Raw genomic sequence first — 24,410 nt, 5'->3', positions numbered from 1 at the left:
AAAGACGCTTGTAGGGACCGCACGAATCCTTTTGAGAAAAGTGAGTATTTATTATAACCCAATTTTGACCCAAACACGAGAGGATGTCTGCTTTAAAAATGTCTCCCGCCTCCATACTGTAGGTGTTGCGGAAAAAATATGTCACTTTTAGTAAAAATTACACAAGGAAAGGATATTTTTGGGACTTTTTGCGTGTGAGTAAGGTTGTTTTTGGCTAAAATCAACGGAATTTTTTGGCGGCATACAGAATATTTTCTTCTTTTAATAAAACTAATCTCTTCTTTACATGTAAGGATAATACCCCTTTAGGGGGTGCAGTATTGCTCCGTGAGGGGTAAAGATGTGTCAGGAGTTCTCAAAACTCTAACAAAGGAAACCGAAGCGTGAATTGGCTTAAGAGCAAAATGTATTTAGGGGCAACCTATGTCGTATTGGTTTTACTTGCAGGGGCTGTGGCCCTTGGCTGGCTTAACCATAATCGCGTAGTGCAAGAAACAAGCCAATTGGAAAAAAGCCAAAGCACCTTTGAACTTGCGTACCGCGGTAGCATTGAAAAATACGTGTTTGCCATAGAACAAGTGTTGGATTTAGCCTTTCAAAAGCCTGCGGTCCTTGAGGGGTTAGCCCGCGCCGCAAATGCCCCCTTGGGTCAGCTACACGATGAAGTGCGTCAAGAACTCTTGCTTGCCCTTGGCGATGTGTATGAAACCCTGCAAAAGAACAACGTTTCCCAGTTGTGTATCCACCTGCCAAGTGGCCACACTTTATTGCGTTTTCATGCCCCGCAGCACCATGGTGATATTTTACTCCCAACGCGCCCTTTGCTCCGCTACGCGCACGAAACACAGCAAAAAGTTCAAGGGTTTGAGGTGAGTTCCACCTTTTTTGGGTATCGGTTTATTTACCCCTTGTTTCACGAAGGAGTGTTTTTAGGAACCGTAGAGATGGGCGTACCAACCGCTTCTTTTTTAGACACCCTGCACCAACTTGATCCCTCGCGCGGGTACGGGTTTGTGGTGGATGCAACGATGGCAGACACCTTGTTGCGCACACAACAAGAGCATTTATACGCCCCTGTCCCATTGCATGAGCGCTTTGTGATGGAGGTATTTCATGGCGCATTTTTAAACCAACCCGAAGAAGAGGTGAAGTTAGCCCAAGCCCTTGGTTTGGCCCTTTCTCACAACAAAACCTTTCTTAAAGGGCTTGAAAAAGGAGTTTCTCTTAGCACCTATGCGCAGGTGGAGAAGGCCTTTTATGGGGTGACGCTTTTGCCCTTGGGAAGGGGAGAGCGGGGCGTTGAAGGGTTTTTTCTCTCCTACCAATACGACATGACCCCCGTGCACTTGTGGAAAGATTTTGGATTGGTGCTTGGGCTAAGCAGTGTGTGGGGGGCGGTGATTTTTGTGTTGTTGTTTGGGATGCAACGCCACGCCAAACGGGCGCGCACGCAACATGAAAAAATCCAAACCCTCTACAATACCCTCTCCGAAGGGGTCTTTGTGATGGATAAAAAAGGGATAGCTGTGGATGTCAATGCCGCAACGTGCACCTTGCTAGGCTACACCAAAGAGGAGATTTTGGGTAAAGAGGCGCACCACCTGTTTTATAGCTATGATAAAAAAGGAACGAGGTCTTTAAAAGAAAATCCCTTATACGTTGCCCTCATCCGCCGCACCGCCTTTGCAAGCGACCAAGAATTCTTTACATGTAAGCATGGAAAAAAGATTGCTGTCGAAATCCAAGCCAAACCTTTAGCCCAAGAGGGGCAAGAAGCCGTGATGGTGGTGACCTTTTACGACATCACGACACGCAAAGCAAACGAACAGCACATGCGCCTTCTTACCCAAGCCCTTGAATCCAGCGCCAATGCGGTGGTGATTACGGACCAAGAGGCGATGATTCAGTGGGCGAACCCTGCTTTTGAGCGGTTGACGGGATTTAGTGCAGGGGAGGCGTTGGGGCGAAAGCCTAAGGAGTTGTTGCACTCGGGAAAACAAGCGCAGAGCTTTTATGAGGCGATGTGGAGCACGATTTTATCGGGAGTGCCTTGGCACGGGGAGCTTATCAACCGCAAAAAAGATGGGACGCTGTATTGCGAGGAGTTAAGCATTACACCCATGGTCAATACCCTGGGAAAGATAGAACATTTTATCGCCATCAAACAAGACATCACCGCGCGCAAAGAGCACGAAGAAAAGATTCATTCCCTCGCCTTTTTTGATGCGCTCACGGGACTTCCTAACCGCCGTTTGCTTGAAGAGCGCCTCAAAAGTGCGCGCTTGGTTGCTAAGCGCCACAGAAAGTATGCGGCGGTGTTGTTTTTAGATTTGGATAAATTCAAACTCCTCAACGACACGCGGGGGCACGATTGTGGGGATCTGTTTTTACAACACGTTGCTGGGCGCATCCAAGCCACCTTGCGGGAAAGTGACACGGTTGCCCGTTTTGGGGGCGATGAATTTGTCGTGATTTTAGAAAGCCTAGACACCGACCTTGCGCAAGCAGCCTTACATGTAAAGCGGGTGGCAAAAAATTTGCATGACGTGTTAAACGCCCCTTATATGCTCAAAGAAAAAGAGTACAAGGCCACCGTGAGTATTGGGGCGACGTTGTTTCAAGGGGAAGATACAGAAGAAGTGTTAAAGCGCGCAGACATCGCACTGTATGAGGCTAAAGATGCGGGGCGAGACCAAACCTATGTGTACGATAATGCCTTACACCAACTCACAAGGGAGCGCGAGCAACTCGAAGAGGATTTGCGCCATGGGGTGGCAAAGAAGAAGGGATTTGAATTGTTGTACCAGCCCAAGGTTGATGCCCAAAATCTCATTGTGGGGGCAGAAGTTTTTTTGCGGTGGCATCACCCTTCTTTGGGGTGTTTGGTGCCGAAAAAGTTTTTGATGATTGCGGAAGAAACGGGTTTGATTGAACCCATTGGGGCGTGGATTTTTGAGGAGGTGGCTAAAGAGATGCGAGGATGGAAAAACACCTCCCTTGCCCCCTTACATGTAAGCATCAATGTAGGGGAAAAGCAAATGTGTAGCGAGTACCTTGTACCGCAAGTTTCCAAAGCGTTTGAAGGCTTTGAAGAAGGGCTTGAGCGGGTACGTTTGGATGTGCAAGAAGCAACGTTTTTAAAATATGGACCCGAAATGGAAGGAAACATGCACCACCTGTTTGCCTTGGGTGTGCGGTTTTCTCTTGATGGTTATGGCGACAGTCTTACCTCCTTTCGCCAGTTGCGCACCCTCCCTTTTGATGAGGTAAAAGTAGGACGCTTGGTGATGGAAGAAGCCTCAGAAGACGCAGCGCTGATTTTGCAAACAATCCTCACCCTTTCGCGCAACGCCAACATGAACGTGGTGGCTGAACAGGTGGAAACGCCCGAGCAACGGGAGCGTTTGGAACGTAGCGGGTGCAAGCAATTTCAAGGCTATTTGTTTGGAAAGCCGATGAGCAAAGAGGCGTTTTGTGCAACGGTAGTGGAGCAACAAGGGGCATGATAAAAAAAGAAGACGTGGCACAATTATTGTTTTTTCGTCAAATTTCATCCCAAAAACATTCCCCTTTAAGTTCCTTTATTTTAGAATGTGCTAGATTAAAACTGTGCCAAGGAGACTAAAATGGCAAGGACCCGTTCGTTAGCGTCAAAGATTTTCATCCCTTTTGTACTTGCAGGTGCCTTTGGCTTTGTTGCTTCGGTGTTTTCGGGTCAATATTTTGTGAATCAAATGAAAAAAGAGGTGTATGCCAAAGAGCAACACGCCCTAACCATCATGCTCCAAGAGCAGATTCAAGCTAAAGATGATGTGTGGCTCACCAATGCCATGCAACTGGCTAAAAACCAAGACATTGTGCGTGCCTTTGCTACTAACGACCGCGAAGTGCTTGCGCGTGTTATCGCCAATATTGGCCAACTGTACAAAGACAATACCCCTTTTCGTGCCGTAGCGGTGCATTTGCTTACACCCGAACTTGTCTCTTATTTTAAATCCTGGAACCCGCAAAGTTTTGGGCAAAGTTACGCGAGTTCCAAAACGTACCAAGAAGTGCTAAAGACCAAAAAACCCGTGGTGGCTTTTGAAGAAGCGGCCAACGGCCTACGGTTTAAGAGTGTTTTTCCCTTGTACGACGAAGGGCGATTGATTGGGTTGTTGGATTTTGATGGGGGGATTAATAACTTTGCAGCACCCCTTAAAAACGCAGGGGTGGACTTTTTGTACTTTCTTGACAAAGCCCACGCACCCTTGTTTGCCAATGCTAAAAAAGCCAAAGACGGCCACCCCCTTTCGAGCACACAGCGCGTTGATGAAGCCTTTGAAGCGTATGTGTTTGGGGGAACCTTTAGCCTCCAAAAGGCTATCACTTCTCCTTACGTGATTGATGAAGAATTTTTCGCCGTCGCACTTCCTATCACGGATGTTGCAGGCAATACGGTTGGCCATGCCTTGCTTGCCAAGCCCAGTGCTTTGGTGCAAGCAGAAGTCACTAGCACCTCAATCATCCTTGCGTACCAGTTAGGGTTTATTGTGGCCTTGTTGGTTTTGGTGGTCTTGTTTATGATGTGGACGATTCACAAAACGGTGATGGTGCCTATTAAACGTTTAGACAGTATTGCAAAAGAGCTTTCCAGTGGTTCTGAAAATTTAACCAGACGGTTAAATTTTGAAAGCAATGATGAGATTGGTCAAGCGGCAGATAGTTTTGATGGGCTTTTGGATAAGGTGCAAGTGATTGCCGAAGAGGCCAAACTAGAAGCAAAGCGTGCCAACGAAGCTACCCAAGAAGCCCAAAATAATTTGCAAAAATCTACCCTCTTTACCTCCCTTGCTAACCGCCTTGTGGGCGGGGTGATTTACGATAGCGAAGATTTGCAGCAAAATATCAATGGCAATATTGAAAGCATTAAAACCATCAATACCATCAACGAAACTGCCGAGGGTGTTATCCATAGCGTTCAAGAAAGCACGGGGGCGATTGTTGCAAATATCAATGACATTGTACAAATGGTCCATGGGGCGCGAACAAGTTCGGAACAGCTCAATCAAAACGTGGATGAGATTAGCAATGTGATGGCCCTTATTAAAGATATTTCTGACCAAACCAACCTTTTGGCCCTCAACGCCGCCATCGAAGCCGCGCGCGCAGGGGAGCACGGACGCGGGTTTGCAGTAGTGGCCGATGAGGTGCGCAAATTGGCGGAGCGCACCCAAAAAGCAACCCAAGAGGTGGAGATGAACATCAACGTATTGCGTCAAAATTCCAACGCCATGCTTGAAAACAACGAACGCGTTGAGCACTTTACCAGTGCGTCTTCCACGCGGCTTCAAACCTTTACCCAAACCCTCAACGAGCTCATCGAATCTTCACGCCACACCAAACAAGAAAACGAGAGCATTACCCATGAATTGTTTGTCTCTTTGGCGAAAATCGACCACATCATCTACAAAACCAACGGCTATTTGGCGGTGTTTACGGACGATAAGCAAAAAGTGATGAGCAACAGCAGCACCTGCCGCTTTGGCAAATGGTACCAAAACGAAGGCCGGGCAACCTTTAGTGCGCACGAAGCCTTCATCAACATCCAAAAGCCCCACGAAGGGGTGCATACTAACATTCAACGGGTGTTAGACATCATTAAAAACGATGCAACCCTTGAGGAGGCTGCTGCCATCAAAGGCTTGTTTGACGCAGCAGAAAAAGATTCCAAAACCCTCTTTAGCCTCCTAAATACGATTTTAGCCTCGCGCCGCAAGGCGTAACAAGGCCTTACATGTAAGGACCCTTAGGGGTCTTTACGCCCCTGCGAGTTACCTTAATTTTCACATCCAAACACAAGCATCATTTTAGTATCATGCCTCTTCGCTATGATTTTGCATCCATAAGGAAGTGCATGAAGTTTTTAATTGATTTTTTAGACAACGATGCTATTGAAAAAACCCATGTGTTTACGCACTTAAAATGCTCCAAAGAAGAAGCCCTCACCCTGCGCTACATGACGTCCCAGTATGTGGCGGGTACGATTGACCTCTCGGTGAGCGAAGTGCTCATGGAGCTTTTTGGTACCAAAGCGTACAGCCACCTTAACCATTTGCCCGTAGTGAAGAGCTTGATGGATTCTGGGTGGGTGATTCAAAGCAGTTTTGCAGGCCTTAAGATGGGAGAGGTGTCAAATTTGGAACTTTTCAACTCCTCCGTGTGCCTTAGCACGACCTTTTTGAAACTCTTGGAAGAGGGAACACTGGAGATGATTTTGCCAGAAACCACGCCATATGCGGATCACCTTGAGTACCTCAAAGACCAATTTTTCCGCATTGAGCTTTACCAAAAACTGGGCGCGACACGCCAAAATGGCCCGGAATTTTCCCACGGCTTTAACCGCTTGCAAACCACCCTTGTGATGCTAGAAGCGAAAATTGCCGAGCGCATTAAGGCGACGAAAAACGAAATCATCATCGAGGCGTTGTTTGAAGAGCATTTGTTGGAAGAAAAAGAGCAAATCATCTTTTTAGCGCTTTTAAAAGAAGAGTATGCAGGGGAATTTGAAAGCTTGCGCGAAATGAATACCTTGATTTCTTTGGTGAGTTATGATGATTATGAAAAAATCAAAAACCGCGCCCTTTTAGAAGAAGGCTCCAAACTTGTGGAGAGCGGGTTGATTGATTACGATGAAATGCTCACGGCGTTTGGGGGCGTGGCGCGTAGTTTTTACATTCAAGAAGAGATTTTGCAAAAAATCATGCACCCCGACAAAGAGAAAAAAAACAAAAAAATTAAACTCGACATGTTGGTGGAACAACAAGAAATCTTCGAACTCATCGACCCCAAAACCTCCCTTGATGACGTGGTGATGCACCCTAAAACTAGAGAGCTCATGGACACCCTTTTAAAGCAAGTAGACCGCACAGTCGTGGCGCGCTTAAAAGAGTGGGGCATCAAGAAAAACAGGCGTGGGATTGACGCAAAAGTGTTGTTGTATGGGCCTCCTGGCACGGGTAAAACCATGACGGCGGTTTCCTTGGCAAAGTCGTTGAAAAAGCGGGTGCTTAGCTTTGATTGCTCCAAGATTCTCTCCAAATACGTGGGCGAGAGCGAGCAAAACGTGCGCAAGATTTTTGACACGTACAAAGAGATGTGCATCAAAACCAAAAGCGAGCCGGTGTTGCTGTTAAACGAAGCGGACCAGTTTTTGAGCGCTAGAAGTGCCGATGGGGGTTCGGGTGCGGACAAGATGCACAACCAAATGCAAAATATTTTCCTCGAACAAATTGAGCGCTTTGAAGGCATTTTGATTGCAACGACCAACTTTTTGGAGAGTTTAGATGTGGCCTTTTCAAGACGGTTTGATTATAAAATCGCCTTTGAAAAGCCTGATTTCAAACAACGCCTTGACTTGTGGCGCAGGGTGCTTCCAGAAAGCGCGGTGTATGAGGCGGATTTCAACATTGAAATCTTGGCCAACTACCCTTTAAGCGGTGGACAAATTGTGGTAGTGCTGAAAAACACGGCACTCAAAGTGGCCATCAAAGAAGAACCAATTTTTACCATGGAGGATTTTATTCAAGCCATCGGTCGAGAAACAAGCGGTGCCTTTGGGGAAGGCAAAACCATGGGATTTGCCCAATAAACGCCCCAAAAGTGTTACATGTAAGGACTATCTAAAAGGATGGGATAAAAATGAGACTTTTCAAAGGTTTCTTAAACCATCTTTTTTGTATATTAGTTACCCCGTACCTTCATTGAAAAGGATATTTATGACGCATATGGACTTTGCTCACCCCTATTTTGGGGTGTTTGTGATGTTGGTTTTTGCCACGGTCATCTTTTTTGGCATCGTGTTTTTAGCCCGCACGGTGGGCAATAAATTTGCCAGAAAAGACACGGAAAAATTAAAATTATCCATTTACGAGTGTGGGCCTGAACCCACCAAGCAACCTAACCGCATCTCCGCTCAGTTTTACACCTTTGCCTTGTTGTTTATCTTGTTTGATATTGAGATTATTTTTATGTTTCCGTGGGCAGTCAATTTTAAAGTCCTCGGATGGTTTGGCTTTGTCGCCATGATTTTCTTTTTAGGATTACTCACTATCGGCTTTTTGTACGAATGGAAAAAAGGAGCACTTGAATGGCACAGCATCAAGTAGAGTATTTAAACAGCGGTGGGCTTCCCCTCGCGCTAACATCGGTAGATAAATTGGTGCAATGGGGACGCAGCAACTCCGTGTGGGCACTCAGTTACGGCCTTGCATGCTGTGCCATTGAAATGATGGCCGCAGGAGGCAGTCGCTACGACTTTGACCGTTTTGGCACCATCTTTCGTGCCAGTCCTAGGCACTCAGACGTCATGATTATCGCGGGGACGCTCACGAAAAAACACGCGGAATTTACAAGACGCTTGTACGACCAAATGGCAGAGCCCAAATGGGTTATTAGTATGGGAAGCTGTGCCAATACAGGCGGCATGTTTAACACCTACTCTACGGTTCAAGGGGTAGACCGCATCATTCCTGTGGATATTTACCTGCCCGGATGTGCCCCGCGCCCTGAAACCTTGCAGTACGCCTTGATGTTGTTGCAAAAAAAGATTCGTCGACAAGGGGCTAACCGCAAGCAAGCACCCAAAAGGTTGGTCTAATGCGACGCTATCAAGACAAACACAATGTGCAAAAACAAGCGTATTACACCGACCGTTTTAATATTCAACCTTCCTTAGCGCGCCTTGAAGTAGGGGAAGATTCTCCCTTTAACGCCACCCTCTTACATGTAAAGGGGTTGGTGGACGTGTTGGAGGCGTATGTGGAAGCAGGACAGTTGGTAGTATGGGTCGCACCCACGGCCAATGTGAGTGCCCTTGAGGCTTTTAAAGCAGCAGGGTATGAAAACCTGAGTGAAATGAGCGCGGTGGATTTTATCGCCCAAAAGGGCGGCTTTGAAGTGTTTTATCAACTTTTGTCCATGGAAAAACACGAACGTGCTAGGGTGAAATGCTTTTTACCCCAAGGAGAAACCTTACACAGCGTGACTCCCGTGTACAAAAGTGCCAACTGGTCAGAGCGCGAAATGTACGACATGTTTGGGATTTTACTCGAAAACCATCCCTACATGAAACGCCTGTTGATGCCCGATGATTGGCAAGGGCATCCACTGCTTAAAACCTATCCCTTGCAAGGGGATGAGGCGGCGCAATGGTATGAGATTGATACCCTCTTTGGTAAAGAATACCGTGAGGTCGTTGGCCCCGAACAGCGCGATCCTGCGCGTGTGGATGCGCGCAATACCACCGACTTTTCTCGCATAGGCCACGAAGTGGAGGCGGGTGCCCCTTACAGTGGGACACCTACTACCCAAGAATACCAAGAAAAAGGCGGCATCACCGTGGTGAGTAAAATCACCAAAGAGGGTGCTAAGACCTTGAAAGAGAGGCCCTAAGCATGGAAAACCAATCCCCAAACAGACTCCGCCCTTTTTTTGAAAACATTGCCTTTGAGCGCGAAGACAACCGCATGGTTATCAATATGGGCCCCCAACATCCCTCCGCCCACGGGCAGTTGCGGCTCATCTTGGAACTCGATGGCGAAATGATTACCAAAGCCGTTCCCTGTGTGGGTTACATGCATCGGGGCATGGAAAAAATGGCTGAAAATATGATTTACAACGAGTTCATCCCCACCACCGACCGCATGGATTACGTGGCGGCTTCTTCTAACAACTACGGCTTTGCCCTAGCGGTAGAAAAACTCTTGGAAATTCAAGCCCCAAGGCGCGCAGAAGTCATCCGCACCATACTCTTAGAGCTCAACCGCATCACCTCTCACTTGTTGTGGCTTGCCACCCACGCTTTGGACGTAGGCGCCATGACCATCTTTTTGTATGCCTTTAGAGAGCGCGAATATGTCCTAGACCTCATAGAAGCTTACTGCGGCGCGCGCCTCACCCATTCGGCTATTCGCATCGGTGGGGTTCCGTTGGATTTGCCTGAGGGATGGACAGCAAAACTGGCCGCGTTTTGTGAAAAATTCCCTAGCGATATTGACGATTATGAAGGGCTTTTGACCAAGAACCGCATCTGGAAAATGCGCCTTGAGGGCGTAGGCGTCGTCACCGCCGAACAAGCCAAAAGTTGGGGCTGTACGGGGGTGATTTTACGCGGGTCTGGCGTAGAATGGGACATCCGAAAAGAAGAACCCTATGCCCTGTACGAAGAACTAGACTTTGACGTGCCTGTGGCCAAAGAGGGTGATAGTTATGCCCGCTATTTGCTCTACATGGAAGAGATGCGCCAAAGCACAAGCATGCTCAAGCAACTCATTCGCCTCTACCACGAAAGTGAACCGGGCATCATGGCGCACGCACCCCAGTACATTAGCGCTCCCAAAGAGCAAATCATGACCCAAAACTATGCACTTATGCAACACTTTGTCCTTGTCACCCAAGGGATGCGCCCACCCCAAGGGGAAGTGTATGTGGCAACCGAATCCCCCAAGGGTGAACTTGGTTTTTACATCAACTCCCAAGGCGACCCCTATCCGTACCGTTTGAAAGTGCGGGCTCCGAGTTTTTACCATTGTGCCTTTTACCAAGAGTGGATGGTGGGACAATACCTGGCGGATGTGGTCACCATCCTTGGAAATTCAAACATTATTTTGGGCGAAATCGACCGATAGGAGAGGGAATGCAACGCTACGATTTACGGCACTTGAAAGCGGATTTTTACCCGCGTATGGAAGCGATTTTAGACGAAATGGCCCCTGGGGAAGTGGCTATTTTTATGTTTGAAGTGGGGGATTTTTCCCCTGTGCAAAAAAGTGCAGATGTGGTGAAATCTTTGGGGCATGAACTCATGAACTCGTTGAAATTCAACGAAGTGGATTGGACGATTGTTGTCAAGAAAAAAGCGAGCTAGGATGAAGATGATGAAACTCTCTGAAGCACTGTACCACGTGGGCGTACCTTTGGAAACGTTTGCGCTGCATGATGTGGACACAGTGCTCTTGTTTGGTACGCTTATTGGGCGGGACGATGCCCCTTTGCTTGGCGAGATTATGGCTTCAAAGCTTCCTTTTGTCACACTCTCTGCCATAGAAGACCCGCGCCTTGGTCATTTTTACAAATACGAGGCAGGCAGCGAAGAGGGCGTGCTTGGCATTCTCACCAAAGCACTCTACCAAGGAGGAGATGCTTCCCTTGGGGCATTTTTTGATGCACTGGATGAGGGGTATTTGAGTGCTGAGTGCAACCTAGGTGAAGAAGAAGCCCTTGAATTGGCCGAGGTATTGCAAGGACGGCGGGTGATGTGCGTGCTTGGTGCAGATTTAGAGCACCATTTTCATGCCCATGCCCTTGCCCAGTGGCTAAGGGTGTTCGCCCATGTCGCTAATGTTTTTTTTACGATGGCAGGTCAAGGTGCAATGGACGCACCTGCCCGCCCGCTTGCATTGCCCACGCCACCAGAAACTTTAGAGAGTTATGACGGGACAATTGCCTATGCATGCCCTGCCTTGACCAAAGAAGAAAGTTCGCAACTGTTGGGTTCGCGACAGTTTGGGGTTGCTGCTAAAGCAAAACACGGCGATACCGTGGAGGTTCATAGCACCTTAGGTGTGCAAGTGCGTACATTTTGTGTGGATGAGGGCATGAAAGGTACCGTGGCCTTGTTGCCTTATGCTCAGGTCCCTGCCCAATTTCGCTACGTACACTCTACCATCAAGCAAGTAGGATAGCCGATGATTACAATTACAATTGACCAAATCCCTTGTCAAGCAACAGAAGGGGAGTTTGTTTTAAATGTCGCGCGACGCAACCGCATTTTTATTCCTGCGCTGTGTTACGTCAGCGGATGTTCACCCACGCTTGCCTGTCGGCTATGCCTAGTAGATATCGACGGCAAACGTGCTTACGCGTGCAACGCCAAGGCCAAAGAGGGCATGAGTGTTGTGACCAAAACCGAAGAGATTGCGGCGGAACGCAAAGCCATCATGCAAGTGTATGACATCAATCATCCCCTTGAGTGTGGGGTGTGCGACCAAAGTGGGGAATGCGAGCTTCAAAATTACACCCTTGAAATGGGCGTAGACCACCAAGCCTTTGCCATCCAAGACACCCACCGTCCTGCCAAAACATGGGGAAAGATTCATTACGACCCTTCCTTGTGCATCGTGTGCGAACGCTGCATCACCGTGTGTAAAGATAAAATCGGAGAAGCGGCCCTAAAAACCGTTCCGCGCGGCGGTGAGCCACTGGATAAAGAGTGGAAAGAGAAGGTGCCCAAAGACGCCTTTGCCATGTGGAACAAGCTGCAAAAATCCCTCATTGGACCCACGCAAGGCGAAACCCTTTCGTGTACGTTTTGTGGGGAGTGTACGGCCGTGTGTCCTGTGGGAGCGTTGGTGGGAACGGACTTTCAGTACCGCGCTAATGCGTGGGAGTTAAGAAGAATCCCTGCGTCTAACCCCCACAGCAGCGATTGCGCGTTGTTGTATTATGAAGTGCGGCACAAAAATATTGAACAGCCTAAAGAGACCATTTACCGCGTCACTAATGACATTCATTTTGGTACCCTAAACGGCGCAGCGCGTTACGGGTATGATTTTGAAAACACGGTGGCGGCAAAAGACCAAGAGGCTTTTAAGAGTGTTGTGCATGCCTTGCAAAGTGGAGAATTAAAAACCGTACGGTTTAATAGCTTTATCACCAATGAAGAAGCCTTTATCTTGCAAAAACTCAAAGAAAAACTGGGCCTTCGCCTCGTGAATCCCGATGCCAAAGCCTACCAAGATTTTTTAGCAGGGTTTGCGAGTACGAGTGGGAAAAGCCTTTACGGTGCCACCCTTGAAACCCTCACCCAAAGCGATTTTATCGTTGCCTTGGGAACGGCCCTTAAAACCGACGCGCCCAATGCGGGGTACGCCTTTAATAATGCCTTGACCATGAACAAGGGAGCGGGGGTCTATTTCCACCCTGTGCCTGACGCGGTGGTGTCGGGGTATTCAAAAAACATGCTAAGCGTGACACACAAGGTCGGAAGCGAAGAAGCTGTGCTGTTGTGGTTGCTTGGCCGTTTTAGACAAGAGATGCCCGCCTCCCTAGCCAGTATGCTAGAAGGCTTTTTAGTAAAGGGCACTAAAGAGGTGAGCGAGGTTGTCAAAGAAGTTGTTACAGAAACGGTGGTTGATGAGGCAACGGGCGAGAGTAAAGAGGTTGAAAAGAGTGTTACTAAGACCGTGACAAAAACCGTAGAAGTGACACAAAACACCTTGTGGGAAACCATGGGGGTGGAGGATTTGGATGAGAGTATCCAAAAGCTTTTAGAAAAAAAAGAGCGCTTTAGCCTGATTGCAGGGGAAGACCTTTACGCCCATCCGCGCGCCAAAGAACTGAGCAAACTCTTGGGGCTTATCGCGAGGTATACCCCTTTTGAGGTGCTACTCATCCCTTCACAAACCAATACGTTAGGCGTCGCTTTGTTGTGCGAATTAGACGAAGTGCCAGCGGGTAAGGTGCTTGGCTATAACGAAAAAGGCGACATGGTGCTTAGCGCCCTAGGCAAAGGAACCCTAGACATGCCTGCCCTTAACCAACAAGAGGGGACCTTTACCAACATGGACAAGCGTGTTGTGCCCACCAATGTGGCCCTTGCCTATGAGGGGTATTGCCTCAATGACATCGCCAATGCCCTTGGGGTTAAGGCGGCATTAACGGTGGATTACACTGAGCAATTACCTCAAGATAAAGGGTATGAAGCAAGGCCCTTTGACACCTTGCCCAATTGCTTTGCAAATGATGGCACACAGCTTCGCGGGTATAGCTTACATGTAAGCACATGCACACCCCAAGAGGAGCTTGCACCTTTACATGTAAGCGTTTTTGATGAGAGTTTGGTGTACCGTGCGAACCCTGTGCACCAGTTTAGTCCCTTTACCAACAAAGCCCATCAGCTTAACGAAGCAGGGGCTTTGTATGTCTCTTTGGCGTTTTTGGAAGCCAAAGGCTGGAAAGACGGGCAAATGGTAAAACTGATAGGGCAAGAGGGGCACACGTTGGTGGTGGCGATGAAAGTCGACCCTTTATGGGAGGGCATGATTCCCTACCTACCCACCTTTGACACCAAACTTGAAACGGCGCCGTTTTTTACAGGGTACCGTTTTGCGCAGGTAACGTTTGAAGGAGTGAGCCATGAGTAGTGAGATGGCCTATGTGATTGAAACCCTCGTAAAAGCCCTTGTGATTATTGCGCTGTTTTCGGCGTTGGCAGGGTTTGCGACGTATGTGGAGCGAAAGATTTTGGCCTTTATGCAACGCCGCTTGGGGCCAATGATGGTCGGACCTTACGGGTTGTTGCAATTGGTTGCGGACATGATTAAGCTCTTTACCAAAGAAGACGTGGTGCCCAAAAATGTGGTCAAGCCCATCTTTCTCATCGCGCCACTCATCGCCGCTATTGCGGCCATGACAGCCTTGGCCGCCGTGCCGTTGTTTCCCGAATTCACCCTTTTTGGCCATACGGTGCGTCCTATCTTAGCAGACGTGGGCGTGGGCGTGTTGTTCGTTATGGGTGTGGCTTCGGTGAGCATGTATGCGCCACTGCTTGCAGGGATGAGCAGTGCCAATAAGTGGGGATTGTTAGCTTCGGCAAGAGCGGTGGTGCAACTGCTTTCGTTTGAAGTGGTTTCAGGATTTGCCTTGCTTGCACCCATTATGATTATTGGGTCCTTGTCGCTCATTGACATTAACAACTACCAAATAGGCGGGGTTGCGGAGTGGATTATTTGGAAACAGCCTTTGGCGTTTGTGCTGTTTGTCATCGCTATTTTTGCCGAAACCAACCGAACGCCTTTTGACCTTTTGGAGCATGAAACAGAGATTACAGCGGGGTATGGTACCGAGTATTCGGGGATGCGTTGGGGGATGTTCTTCATCGGAGAATACGCCAACATGTTTACGGCCTCTTTTTTGGTTTCGTTGATTTTCCTCGGCGGGTTTAACCCTATGTGGTTTATCCCTGGGGCTTTGGCGATTATCTTAAAAGTCTGTTTTTTGATTTTCTTTTTTATGTGGGTGCGGGCCGCGTGGCCACATATTCGCCCAGATCAGCTCATGTGGTTGTGTTGGAAAGTGCTCATGCCTTTAGCGCTTCTTAACATCCTTATCACGGGCATTGTGATACTTTAGGAGGGGTTATGAAACCATTAAACACGCGAAACAGCGCTTACATGTACGTCCAAGAAGAAGTGCATCCCACTACGCCGTGGGAACAGTTTAAACAAGTGATTGCGCGCACCTTTAAGGGCGAGCTTTTTGTGGGGCTTTGGATTGTATTTCGAGAAATGATTAAAAAAGACAATTGCGCAACCATCCAATACCCTCTTGAAAAGATTCCTATGAGCCCGCGTTACCGCGCGATTCACAAACTCTTGGTATTGGTAGAAAGTGGGAATGAACGTTGTATTGGCTGTGGGTTGTGCGAAAAAATCTGCATCGCCAATTGCATTCGCATGGACACTAAACTAGGCGAAGATGGGCGCAAAAAAGTGAGCGAGTACACCATTAATTTTGGGCGATGTATCTTTTGCGGGTTTTGCGCTGAGGTGTGTCCAGAGCTTGCCATTGTGCATGGGGGAGAGTACGAAAATGCCAGCGAACAGCGGGCCCATTTTGCACTCAAAGAAGACATGCTTACACCGTTAGAAACATTTCGAGCAAACAAACAGCGTGAATACGATGGCTTTGGGGCGCTTTCAAAAGAAGCAGACCAATGGGTCACAAAAACACCGTTAGCATATTAGGGGTTACGATGTATGAAGCAATAGCCTTTTACCTTTTTTCAGCCTTGACACTGGGGATGTTTAGCGTCACCGTGTTGAGCAAAAATGCGCTGTATTCCATGAGCGCATTGGCGGGCGGGATGATTTTCATCTCAGGATTCTTTTTTCTCCTAGACGCGGAGTTTTTAGGCGTAGTGCAAATCATCGTCTACTCAGGGGCGGTGATGGCCTTGTACGCCTTTGGGATGATGTTTTTTGACACCACTCAAGAAGTCCGGGAAAAAACCGAATGCAAAAAAACCCTCTACGCGCTCTCCTTGTTTAGCGCTGTACTGATTGTGGTGATTGTAGCCGCACCAATTTTTGGGGCGAACATTGAAGCAACCTACCCTGTGAGTGCAGAACTTGGAAACGTCCAAACCATTGGGTTGGTACTCTTTACCAAATACCTTGCCCCCTTTGAACTCGCGGCGGTAATGCTGCTTGTGGCGATGATTTCGGGGATTATCTTGGTAAGCAAGCGACTAGACCACAGCATCACACTCCATGACGAAGACCCAAAAGAGGAGGCATTATGATTACCCTAACACATTACCTTGTGGTGGCAGGCGCGATGTTTGCCATTGGTTTGGTGGGGATTATGCGGCGCAAAAACCTCTTGATGCTCTTCTTTTCCACGGAAATTCTTTTAAATGCGGCCAATGTTGGCTTTGCCGCCGTGTCAAAGTTTTACGGGGATATCACAGGGCAAATCTTTGCCTTTTTTATCATCGCAGTGGCCGCAAGTGAAGTGGCAGTGGGATTAGGACTGTTAGTCTTATGGTACAAGCGCACGGGCAGTATTGACCTTGATAGCTTGCAAATCATGAAAGGATAGCCCATGGAACAACTACTTTATACCGCACTGTTTGCTCCACTGGTGGGTTCGTTGTTTGCAGCACTTTTTGGTGCGCGCCCCAAGATGCTTTTAACGGGCATCGTTACCTCCTTGCTCTTAGCGGTTTCCATGGTAGCTTCGTTGGTCTTACTCTCCCATGTGGATGCCTCTACCCGTGTACATGTAACGCTTTTTGATTGGATAAGTGCGGGAAGTTTTAGTATTCCTTTTGGTTTTGTGGTAGACCAAGTGTCTGTCATTATGATGGTCACCGTCACGGTGGTCTCTACGGCCGTGCATGTGTACTCCATCGGCTACATGGACCACGACAAAGGATTTAACCGCTACTTTTCCTACCTTTCTGCCTTTGTGTTTTCCATGATGATTTTAATCATGAGTGATAACTTCGTGGGCTTGTTCATCGGCTGGGAGGGAGTAGGTCTGTGTTCATGGCTCTTGATTGGCTTTTGGTACCACAAGCATTCCGCCTCATGGGCGGCCAATGAAGCCTTTATCATGAACCGTATTGCCGATCTTGGCATGCTTATGGGCCTTTTTCTCATCTACTGGCACGTGGGAAGCTTGCAGTACGATGCCGTATTTGAACGCATCGAATTTGTAGCACCTTCGGTGGTGGCACTCATTGGCATCTTGCTCTTTATCGGTGCGATGGGAAAATCGGCCCAATTCCCCCTACATACTTGGCTGGCTGATGCCATGGAAGGCCCCACGCCAGTCTCCGCGCTCATCCATGCCGCAACCATGGTGACTGCGGGGGTGTATTTGGTCATCCGCGCCCACCCGATTTATGAAATCATCCCGCAAGTTGGGTTTTTTATCGCTTCATTGGGGGCGTTTGTGGCGGTCTTTGCCGCGACGATGGCGCTCGTGAACAATGACCTCAAACGCATCATCGCGTACTCAACCTTGTCGCAACTGGGCTACATGTTTGTAGCAGCAGGCCTTGGGGCGTATTGGATTGCGCTGTTTCACCTCATGACCCATGCCTTTTTTAAATCCCTCTTGTTCTTGGGTGCGGGCAATGTCATGCACGCCATGCACGATGAGCTTAACATTAAAAAAATGGGCGGTTTGTATGAAAGCATGAAAGTCACGGCTATTTTGATGGTCTTAGCTTCCATTGCCTTAGCAGGGATTTACCCCTTTGCGGGCTTTTTCTCTAAAGATAAAATCCTTGAAGTGGCCTTTAACGAAGGGGCGTATGTGTTGTGGGGCGCTTTGTTTATCGGGGCGGGACTCACGGCATTTTACAGCTTCCGTTTGGTGATGCTTGTGTTCTTTGGAAAAAAAGAGCACGAAAAACACGGCATTCATCCCCACGAAGCCTACACCTATGTGCTTATGGCGATGGCACCCCTTGGGGTCTTGGCCGTTGTGGCAGGATTTTTTGAAAAAGGCTTCCACCGTTTCGTGACAACCTTGTTGCCTGAATATTCCATGCATATTCCTCATTCGACAGCGTATTTGCTCATCGGGGGAACCTTGCTCATCGCCCTTAGTGGGATTGGGTTTGCGGTTTACATGTACGGCAAAAAAGGCGGGTTTCCTGTGTGGATGGAAGAGCGCTTTTGCTATAAATTGCTTTCCAACCAATACTACATTCCCCAACTGTACAAAGAGGGCATCATGAAGCCTTTTACCTCTCTTTCTACGTTCATGTGGAAAAACGTGGATCAAAAGATTGTGGATAAAACGGTGGATGTGATTGCGGGCACCTTGGTGCGCCTTGGAAAAGGTGCCAATGGCATGCAAACTGGCAATCTTTCAACGATGCTACGTTGGATGGTTGTGGGCTTGGTGACCTTGTTAGTCTTAGCCGTTTTCTACCGACCTTAAGGAGCCGCTTGATGGACCATATACTTTCACTTATTATCTTTTTTCCAGCCTTTGCGGGGTTGCTTGGGTTTGTTGTGCACAAAGAAAGTGCCAAGGCGTACGCCATTAGTGTGGCGGCCATTGAATTGTGTTTGACGCTGTGGCTGTGGGTTGGGTTTGATACCACCAACGCGGGCTTTCAGTTTGTGGAATACGCGCCGCTCATCGCCCAGTTTGGGGTAAGTTATTACCTTGGAGTGGATGGCATTTCACTCTTTTTGGTCATCCTAAGTGCCTTTATGACCCTCATTGCACTCATCGGGCTTAGCATTAAAGAAGATGTAAAAAACCTTGTGATTTCCGTGCTCTTTTTGGAAATGACCATGGTGGGTGTGTTTTTAAGCCTTGATGTCATCTTGTTTTACGTCTTTTGGGAAATGTCTCTCTTGCCGATGCTTTATATCATTGGAGCATGGGGTTCGGGAGAGCGCATTTATGCCGCGGTAAAATTTTTCCTCTACACCTTTTTTGGGTCTGTGTTTATGCTTGTGGGTATCTTGTTTATGGCCTATTTGTATTTTCAAACCACGGGCGTGTGGAGTTTTGCGCTTCCTGATTGGCATTTGCTCCAAGTGCCTTATGGCTTCCAGCTGTGGCTCTTTGGCGCCTTTTTCTTGGGTTTTGCCATCAAGGTACCCATGGTGCCTTTTCACACGTGGCTTCCCTATGCCCATGGGCAAGCACCGACCATTGGTTCGGTGATTTTAGCCGCCGTACTTTTAAAGATGGGAACGTATGGGTTTGTGCGCTTCTCCCTTCCGTTGTTTCCCGATGCAACGGTAACCTTTATGATTCCTATTGCCATTGTGGCCATTGTGATGGTCATTTACGCGGCGATGATTGCGTATGCCCAAGAAGACATGAAACAAGTCATTGCCTACAGTTCTATCTCCCATATGGGGATTATCGTACTAGGCACTTTCGCTTTGAATGCTGAGGGCATCACGGGGTCAATTTTCTTGATGATTTCCCATGGGATTGTGAGCGGTGCGCTGTTTATGCTTGTGGGGGTCATTTACGAACGGCGCCACACCAAATTAATGAGCGAATTTGGGGGCTTAGCTTCGGTAATGCCTGGCTTTGCAACGGTCTTTGGCATCATGCTTATGGGTTCGGTTGGCTTGCCGCTCACCATTGGGTTTGTGGGCGAGTTTTTGGCCTTGATGGGCTTTTTCAAGGTGAGCATGGTACTAACTGCTTTGGCGGGTACGGGCATCATTCTAGGTGCCATTTACATGCTAACACTGTACAAGCGTTCTTTCTTTGGAGTAATCACCAATGAGGCCAACCGTGGGCTCTCTGACCTAAACAGTAGAGAACTAACTGCCTTGGTGCCGTTAGTCGTTTTGGTGGTGCTTTTGGGGGTTTACCCCAAGCCTATTTTAGGACCCGTGGATGCAAGTGTGAAAAAAATGATTTCACTGATGGAGCAAAAAGCAGAACGCCAAGAGACTAAGTTATTGCTCCAGGAAGTAAATACTGTAGGGGAGGTGCGCTAATGCCTATTTCCATTGACCTAGCAACGCTTAATATGGCAACCTTGATGCCCACCTTGATTTTGGTGGTCGGTGCCCTTGCGATTCTTTGTATTGACTTGTTTAAACGCGACCTCTCACGCAGTTTTTATACCATGATTGCTGTGTTGGTGATGCTGCTTTCCATCGGAGCAACCTTAGGGCTTAGTGGTTCGGAGCGTGGCTTTTTTGACATGATGCTCATGGACGGCATTGCGGTGCTTTCGGGGTTGATTATCTTGGTAACCTCGGTCTTGTTTATTCCTTTGGCCTTGAGTTCTAAACGTTTTCATGAGTTTACCATGCCTGAATTTTTTGCCCTCTTTTTGTTCATGGTGGCAGGATTTTTGTTCATGGTCTCAAGCGACAACTTGATTTTGATTTTTATTGGTTTGGAGACAGCCTCATTAGCCCTGTACACCATGATTGCGATGCATAACCGCCTCAAAGCCATTGAAGCGGCTATCAAATATTTCACCATGGGAGCACTAGCGGCAGGGTTTTATGCTTTTTCTGCCTTGTTGTTTTACGCGCTTACTGGAAGTGTAGAGATTGGCGTGATTGTTAACGTCCTTTATGAGCGCGGTTTTGACCCAATGGTGGGCATCCTTGGGGCTACGGTGTTTATGTTAGCGGCTCTTGGGTTTAAGCTTTCCATTATTCCCTTTCACACGTGGACACCCGATGTGTATGAGGGTTCAAGTGCGGCGTTAGCAGGGTATATGTCCATTGTGCCTAAAGTTGCTGGCTTTGTGGTGGCGATGCGTTTGTTTGAAATGTTAGCCCAATCAGGCGTAACATGGCTTGAAGATGTGCTTTTTGTGGCAGTTGTGCTCACCATGACCTTGGCAAATTTAATGGCGTTAGTGCAAACCGATGTCAAACGCATGTTAGCCTTTAGTTCCATTTCCCACGCAGGTTTTGTGCTTGCGGCTATTTTGATTGGCACCACCCAAGCAAATGTGGGCTTCTTTTTGTACTGGATGATGTTTTTATTTACCAACCTTGGGGCCTTTTCCATGCTCTGGATTGCCCGTAACAAACAAAACCTGTGGGACGCTAGATATCAACACCCCTTTACAAAGTTTTCAGGGATGGTTAAAGTCAGTCCGATGGCAGCGACTATCATGGGGGTGTTTATGTTCTCCCTCGCAGGCATTCCGCCCTTTTCTATCTTTTGGGGTAAACTTTTTTTGATGAGCGCTGCGGTGAATGCGGGGTACATTGGCTTGGCTGTTGTGATGGCGCTCAACAGTGCCCTTGCGGTGTATTATTACATGAAACTTGTGGTGTTTATGTTCTTAAAAGACCCTGTGGCTAAAGATGGCAGTATTTACGCCATCAATGCTTCCACGCCGCTAAAAAGCATCATCGGGTTCGCTCTTGTGATGACCCTTTGTGCGGTGTTATTCGTGGATTCACTCATTGGGTTTATTGCGGAGTATGTTATCGCGAGTGGTTTTTAAGCGTTTTTGTTTTCATGGGCATGTGCTATAATGATGCCCATGAAACACCTCCTTGCCCTCATTATCTTACTTTCATCAGTGCACTCTGTGACGTTGGTGCTCAACAGTGCACAGGAGAATAATCGCCCCTATGCTATCTTGCATTTGATGAACGATGCGCCTATTGAATGTTTCATTACCGACCTTCCTTTAGGCCAAAAAAAATACACCTGCCAGTTTGAAAAGATTTTAACCAACCGTATTGCTCCTCAAAAAACTCCCTTGGTGCAGATTGAGTTTGTGGAACATGCCGAGAGTTTTGAAATCATTATTACCCCCACGTTTGATTCCAAAATGCACAACATGGATGTGGCCCTTCATGAGGGTATTGAAGCCCCTCTTGCGCCAAGAGGGAAGGCAAAGCATTGGGCAATTCTCATCTACCAAGAGTTGCCCTTTATTAATCCGGTGATTGAAGATGGCATTAATTTTCCTGTAGCCTACCCGAAATTTCAACGGCCCAGTGTGGGAGCCCTTGATTTAAATGGCGCCCCCATTGGGTATGTGCGAAGTCGCGATATTAACGCCTATTTGGACATGAAGCGAAGCTACGAGGCGGGGCGATTTGAAAACGTGATGGAACAAGCCCAAGAGGCCATGATGCTCTACCCTCAAACCATTTTTAAAAGTGAATTTGCCCTGTATAAAATCCGCGCTATGGACCATTTGTTGGATGTGGACGAGGCCAATCCTTTTTCTACCCTTGACCGTAACGATGTGGTTAACGAGGGAAAGGCGTGGATGAAAAACTTTTCCTCCGATGAAAACATCGCCGAAGTCCTCATGGTGGTGGCTAAAAATTATCTTAGAATGGGATTTTCAAGCGATGCCAATTATTTCTTAGACATCCTCATTACCGAGTACCCAGAAAATCGCTTTACCAAGTGGGCCATCTTGCTCTACGCAGACACCCTTTACAATGGCACCAAGCGTACCGAAGCCTTACGGTTGTATAACGACGTGTTGTACACGGCCAAAGATTTAGATATGGCCTCAGAAGCGGCAATTCGATTGGCACAAAACAGTATTGACCTAGGGAAGGTAAACGAAGCCAAAGAATACCTTGTGAAGATTTTAAATGCCAATGCGGAGTTTTTACTCAAAGATGAAACCACTGCGTATGAGTTAGCAGAAAAGTTAGCCCACAACCGTCTTGAAGATATTGCCGCGCAAATTTCAGAAGCGTTGCTTGCTAGCAAAAGCCGTGGACATCCGCTGTATGAAGTACTATTGAAAGACACAGGGTTGTGGTACGGAGAGTCTGGAGAAGTAGCCAAAGGCCATTTATACCTGACACGCTACCAGACTCAGTTTCCAGAAGGGGAGTTTGCTGTGCAAGTTCAAGAGGGGTTAGACCGCCTCTTTTTTGAATTGGCCGAGACCAATAGCACAAAACTAACCGCGTACTATGACACGCTTATGGAACGCTATGACAATGAGATTTCCGAAAAAGCTCTGGTGGAAAAAGCAAAACTTTTCCACAAAGAGACAAAATACGCCCAAGTACTAGAGTTGGATGGTCCTCTTCGTGTCATTGGGGACGTGAACTTGGCAGAAGAAGCCTTGCAAACACTCTCCTTGTCCGCCTTTGCGCAAACAACATTGCTTTTAGGCGAGGACCAATGCCAAGGGGCAGTGATGCTGATTGAGCGGTATGGTATCGGAGCACAGTTGCAAGAGCGGGAAAAATTCTTTGAATGTTTGATGCGCCTTTCGCGGTTTGATGCGGCAGTAGAGGAGGCTAACCGCCATGTGCAAGTGCGTGATTTGCGGACACGGTTGGCATGGATGATGCGCCTTAACCAAGCGCTGATGAAAGTGGACAGATGGCGCGAAGTGGTAAAGATAAGTGAAGATATCATCGCCTTGGGGATTTTAGTGAAAGAACCCAAGGCAAAAGAAGCGTTGTTTGAGAAATTTTTTGCCCTTTCGCGCCTAGGGGACCAAAGGGCGCTTGAGGTAGCCCAAGAGATTATGCGCACGCTACCAGGGGTGTATAAAAGCGTGGAAGTGTACCTCGAGGTGATGCGTTACGCGAAGGCCCAAGGCAATGATTTGTTACTGGAAATCTATGCCAAGGAAGCATTGGCGGTCCAAGAGCGCATGAATGTCTTTTTATTTACCCCCGAGCTTGAGTATGAAACCATCCAAGCCCTTCAGCGTTTAGGAAAAGTAGAAGAAGCCTTAGAGGTGACGATGGGGCTCATTCCCCGTGTGCATTCACCCCAAGAAAAAATCCGCTCCCAGTATTATGCAGGAGAACTCAGCGCTAAGTTAGGAAGAATGGACGAGGCAAAGGGCTATTTTAAACAGTGTGCAGAAGCGGTGGAGGAGAGTTCTTGGAAAGGGGTGTGCGAGCAGCATCTTGAATTGATTCCTTAAAAAACGTGTTACAATGAACACTTTGTTTCGCCCTTTTTCGAGAAGGTTTGGTCCACTAGGATAACGTCTCTCTTGCGGGCGATGCAAAGCATTGGATAGCTTTTTGAGTGAAAAAAGGTGCGCGGTTTAGGTAGTAGCGCTTTGCCTTAAGGGCGTATCAAAGTAAAACAGGAGTAATGCATGAAAATGTATATCGTGAGAGGTGCAAGCCGAGGTTTGCGTGAAATGATTTTAAGTACAAGCAAGCTAAGAGCCCAAGAGATTTCGGATTTGCGAAAACTTGGCCCAACAACAGTAAAAACCGTTGATAAAAAACCAAAGCTCCGCGTAGCAACAGGGGGCGAGAGTGAAATGTTGGATTTTTTAGAGTGGAAAGACCCCGACCGAAACCGCTGGCATTCACTCTTTACGATTGACCCTGCGTTGTATTCTCAGTCTGTTTTGGAGATTTTACGTCGCGATAACGAATAGT

General features: G+C 47.7%; 19 protein-coding genes. All 19 read left to right on the top strand.

Annotated elements, in window-relative coordinates; all coding sequences use genetic code 11:
- The first annotated feature begins 383 nt into the window (after positions 1–383).
- The 19 genes from AC5SLM_RS04855 to AC5SLM_RS04765 all read left to right on the top strand — a co-directional run bounded on the left by AC5SLM_RS04855 (position 384) and on the right by AC5SLM_RS04765 (position 24,409).
- Entirely contained in the window at positions 384–3,506 is a 3,123-nt protein-coding gene (locus tag AC5SLM_RS04855) for an EAL domain-containing protein (protein WP_495249805.1), read from the top strand.
- Positions 3,507–3,626: 120 nt separating this feature from the next.
- Positions 3,627–5,765, top strand: coding sequence for a methyl-accepting chemotaxis protein (locus AC5SLM_RS04850; RefSeq protein WP_495249804.1), 2,139 nt, complete (start codon positions 3,627–3,629; stop codon positions 5,763–5,765).
- Between the two features lie 131 nt (positions 5,766–5,896).
- On the top strand, positions 5,897–7,630 hold the full coding sequence (locus AC5SLM_RS04845) for an ATP-binding protein (RefSeq protein WP_495249803.1): 1,734 nt from the start codon (positions 5,897–5,899) through the stop codon (positions 7,628–7,630).
- Positions 7,631–7,757: 127 nt separating this feature from the next.
- Positions 7,758–8,147 carry an NAD(P)H-quinone oxidoreductase subunit 3 gene (locus AC5SLM_RS04840; protein WP_495249802.1) on the top strand — a complete coding sequence of 130 codons (390 nt, stop codon included), beginning with the start codon at positions 7,758–7,760 and terminating at the stop codon, positions 8,145–8,147.
- Positions 8,129–8,638 carry a NuoB/complex I 20 kDa subunit family protein gene (locus tag AC5SLM_RS04835; RefSeq protein WP_495249801.1) on the top strand — a complete coding sequence of 170 codons (510 nt, stop codon included), beginning with the start codon at positions 8,129–8,131 and terminating at the stop codon, positions 8,636–8,638. Before AC5SLM_RS04840 ends, AC5SLM_RS04835 begins: the two co-directional genes overlap by 19 nt.
- Complete coding sequence (locus tag AC5SLM_RS04830) at positions 8,638–9,432, top strand: NADH-quinone oxidoreductase subunit C (RefSeq protein WP_495249800.1); 795 nt, start codon at positions 8,638–8,640, stop codon at positions 9,430–9,432. The genes AC5SLM_RS04835 and AC5SLM_RS04830 overlap by 1 nt, the downstream gene beginning before the upstream one ends.
- 2 nt (positions 9,433–9,434) lie before the next feature.
- Positions 9,435–10,667 (top strand): NADH dehydrogenase (quinone) subunit D, encoded by a 1,233-nt coding sequence (gene nuoD / locus AC5SLM_RS04825; protein ID WP_495249799.1) that lies wholly within the window; start codon positions 9,435–9,437, stop codon positions 10,665–10,667.
- A gap of 8 nt (positions 10,668–10,675) precedes the next feature.
- Positions 10,676–10,906: an NADH-ubiquinone oxidoreductase subunit E family protein gene (locus tag AC5SLM_RS04820; RefSeq protein ID WP_495249798.1), complete on the top strand. Its 231-nt coding sequence runs from the start codon at positions 10,676–10,678 to the stop codon at positions 10,904–10,906.
- A 10-nt stretch (positions 10,907–10,916) separates the two neighbouring features.
- Positions 10,917–11,723 carry a hypothetical protein gene (locus AC5SLM_RS04815; RefSeq protein WP_495249797.1) on the top strand — a complete coding sequence of 269 codons (807 nt, stop codon included), beginning with the start codon at positions 10,917–10,919 and terminating at the stop codon, positions 11,721–11,723.
- Between the two features lie 6 nt (positions 11,724–11,729).
- Positions 11,730–14,183 (top strand): NADH-quinone oxidoreductase subunit G, encoded by a 2,454-nt coding sequence (locus AC5SLM_RS04810; protein WP_495249954.1) that lies wholly within the window; start codon positions 11,730–11,732, stop codon positions 14,181–14,183.
- On the top strand, positions 14,176–15,171 hold the full coding sequence (gene nuoH / locus AC5SLM_RS04805; protein WP_495249796.1) for an NADH-quinone oxidoreductase subunit NuoH: 996 nt from the start codon (positions 14,176–14,178) through the stop codon (positions 15,169–15,171). Before AC5SLM_RS04810 ends, nuoH begins: the two co-directional genes overlap by 8 nt.
- 8 nt (positions 15,172–15,179) lie before the next feature.
- Positions 15,180–15,785 (top strand): NADH-quinone oxidoreductase subunit NuoI, encoded by a 606-nt coding sequence (gene nuoI, locus AC5SLM_RS04800; RefSeq protein ID WP_495249795.1) that lies wholly within the window; start codon positions 15,180–15,182, stop codon positions 15,783–15,785.
- Positions 15,786–15,793: 8 nt separating this feature from the next.
- A complete protein-coding gene (locus AC5SLM_RS04795; protein ID WP_495249794.1) occupies positions 15,794–16,342 on the top strand; it encodes an NADH-quinone oxidoreductase subunit J in 549 nt (182 codons plus the stop codon).
- Positions 16,339–16,641 carry an NADH-quinone oxidoreductase subunit NuoK gene (gene nuoK, locus AC5SLM_RS04790; protein WP_205458504.1) on the top strand — a complete coding sequence of 101 codons (303 nt, stop codon included), beginning with the start codon at positions 16,339–16,341 and terminating at the stop codon, positions 16,639–16,641. The genes AC5SLM_RS04795 and nuoK overlap by 4 nt, the downstream gene beginning before the upstream one ends.
- Before the next feature lie 3 nt (positions 16,642–16,644).
- Positions 16,645–18,498, top strand: a complete 1,854-nt coding sequence (nuoL, locus tag AC5SLM_RS04785; RefSeq protein ID WP_495249793.1) for an NADH-quinone oxidoreductase subunit L — start codon at positions 16,645–16,647, stop codon at positions 18,496–18,498.
- 11 nt (positions 18,499–18,509) lie between these two features.
- Positions 18,510–20,036, top strand: coding sequence for an NADH-quinone oxidoreductase subunit M (locus tag AC5SLM_RS04780; RefSeq protein WP_495249792.1), 1,527 nt, complete (start codon positions 18,510–18,512; stop codon positions 20,034–20,036).
- Positions 20,036–21,517 (top strand): NADH-quinone oxidoreductase subunit NuoN, encoded by a 1,482-nt coding sequence (gene nuoN, locus AC5SLM_RS04775; protein ID WP_495249791.1) that lies wholly within the window; start codon positions 20,036–20,038, stop codon positions 21,515–21,517. Before AC5SLM_RS04780 ends, nuoN begins: the two co-directional genes overlap by 1 nt.
- Before the next feature lie 39 nt (positions 21,518–21,556).
- The gene (locus AC5SLM_RS04770; RefSeq protein ID WP_495249790.1) at positions 21,557–23,938 is read left to right on the top strand and encodes a tetratricopeptide repeat protein; all 2,382 of its coding nucleotides are present in this window, start codon (positions 21,557–21,559) and stop codon (positions 23,936–23,938) included.
- A 180-nt stretch (positions 23,939–24,118) separates the two neighbouring features.
- On the top strand, positions 24,119–24,409 hold the full coding sequence (locus AC5SLM_RS04765) for a hypothetical protein (protein WP_495249789.1): 291 nt from the start codon (positions 24,119–24,121) through the stop codon (positions 24,407–24,409).
- Position 24,410: the final 1 nt, after the last annotated feature.

It is taken from the genome of Sulfurospirillum sp. HTRB-L1, assembly GCF_059415125.1.
Note: the sequence above shows the minus strand (reverse complement) of the source record. Positions and strands in the feature narration are given on the sequence as shown.

Excerpts from the sequence above, each read along its gene's own strand:
- AC5SLM_RS04780 (WP_495249792.1), top strand. The coding sequence starts at position 18,510 with ATGGACCATATACTTTCACTTATTATCTTTTTTCCAGCCTTTGCGGGG.
- AC5SLM_RS04820 (WP_495249798.1), top strand. The coding sequence starts at position 10,676 with ATGCAACGCTACGATTTACGGCACTTGAAAGCGGATTTTTACCCGCGT.
- AC5SLM_RS04850 (WP_495249804.1), top strand. The coding sequence starts at position 3,627 with ATGGCAAGGACCCGTTCGTTAGCGTCAAAGATTTTCATCCCTTTTGTA.
- nuoK (WP_205458504.1), top strand. The coding sequence starts at position 16,339 with ATGATTACCCTAACACATTACCTTGTGGTGGCAGGCGCGATGTTTGCC.
- nuoI (WP_495249795.1), top strand. The coding sequence starts at position 15,180 with ATGAAACCATTAAACACGCGAAACAGCGCTTACATGTACGTCCAAGAA.
- AC5SLM_RS04840 (WP_495249802.1), top strand. The coding sequence starts at position 7,758 with ATGACGCATATGGACTTTGCTCACCCCTATTTTGGGGTGTTTGTGATG.
- AC5SLM_RS04765 (WP_495249789.1), top strand. The coding sequence starts at position 24,119 with ATGAAAATGTATATCGTGAGAGGTGCAAGCCGAGGTTTGCGTGAAATG.
- AC5SLM_RS04845 (WP_495249803.1), top strand. The coding sequence starts at position 5,897 with ATGAAGTTTTTAATTGATTTTTTAGACAACGATGCTATTGAAAAAACC.
- nuoD (WP_495249799.1), top strand. The coding sequence starts at position 9,435 with ATGGAAAACCAATCCCCAAACAGACTCCGCCCTTTTTTTGAAAACATT.
- AC5SLM_RS04770 (WP_495249790.1), top strand. The coding sequence starts at position 21,557 with ATGAAACACCTCCTTGCCCTCATTATCTTACTTTCATCAGTGCACTCT.
- AC5SLM_RS04835 (WP_495249801.1), top strand. The coding sequence starts at position 8,129 with ATGGCACAGCATCAAGTAGAGTATTTAAACAGCGGTGGGCTTCCCCTC.
- nuoH (WP_495249796.1), top strand. The coding sequence starts at position 14,176 with ATGAGTAGTGAGATGGCCTATGTGATTGAAACCCTCGTAAAAGCCCTT.
- nuoL (WP_495249793.1), top strand. The coding sequence starts at position 16,645 with ATGGAACAACTACTTTATACCGCACTGTTTGCTCCACTGGTGGGTTCG.
- AC5SLM_RS04815 (WP_495249797.1), top strand. The coding sequence starts at position 10,917 with ATGAAACTCTCTGAAGCACTGTACCACGTGGGCGTACCTTTGGAAACG.
- AC5SLM_RS04830 (WP_495249800.1), top strand. The coding sequence starts at position 8,638 with ATGCGACGCTATCAAGACAAACACAATGTGCAAAAACAAGCGTATTAC.
- AC5SLM_RS04795 (WP_495249794.1), top strand. The coding sequence starts at position 15,794 with ATGTATGAAGCAATAGCCTTTTACCTTTTTTCAGCCTTGACACTGGGG.
- nuoN (WP_495249791.1), top strand. The coding sequence starts at position 20,036 with ATGCCTATTTCCATTGACCTAGCAACGCTTAATATGGCAACCTTGATG.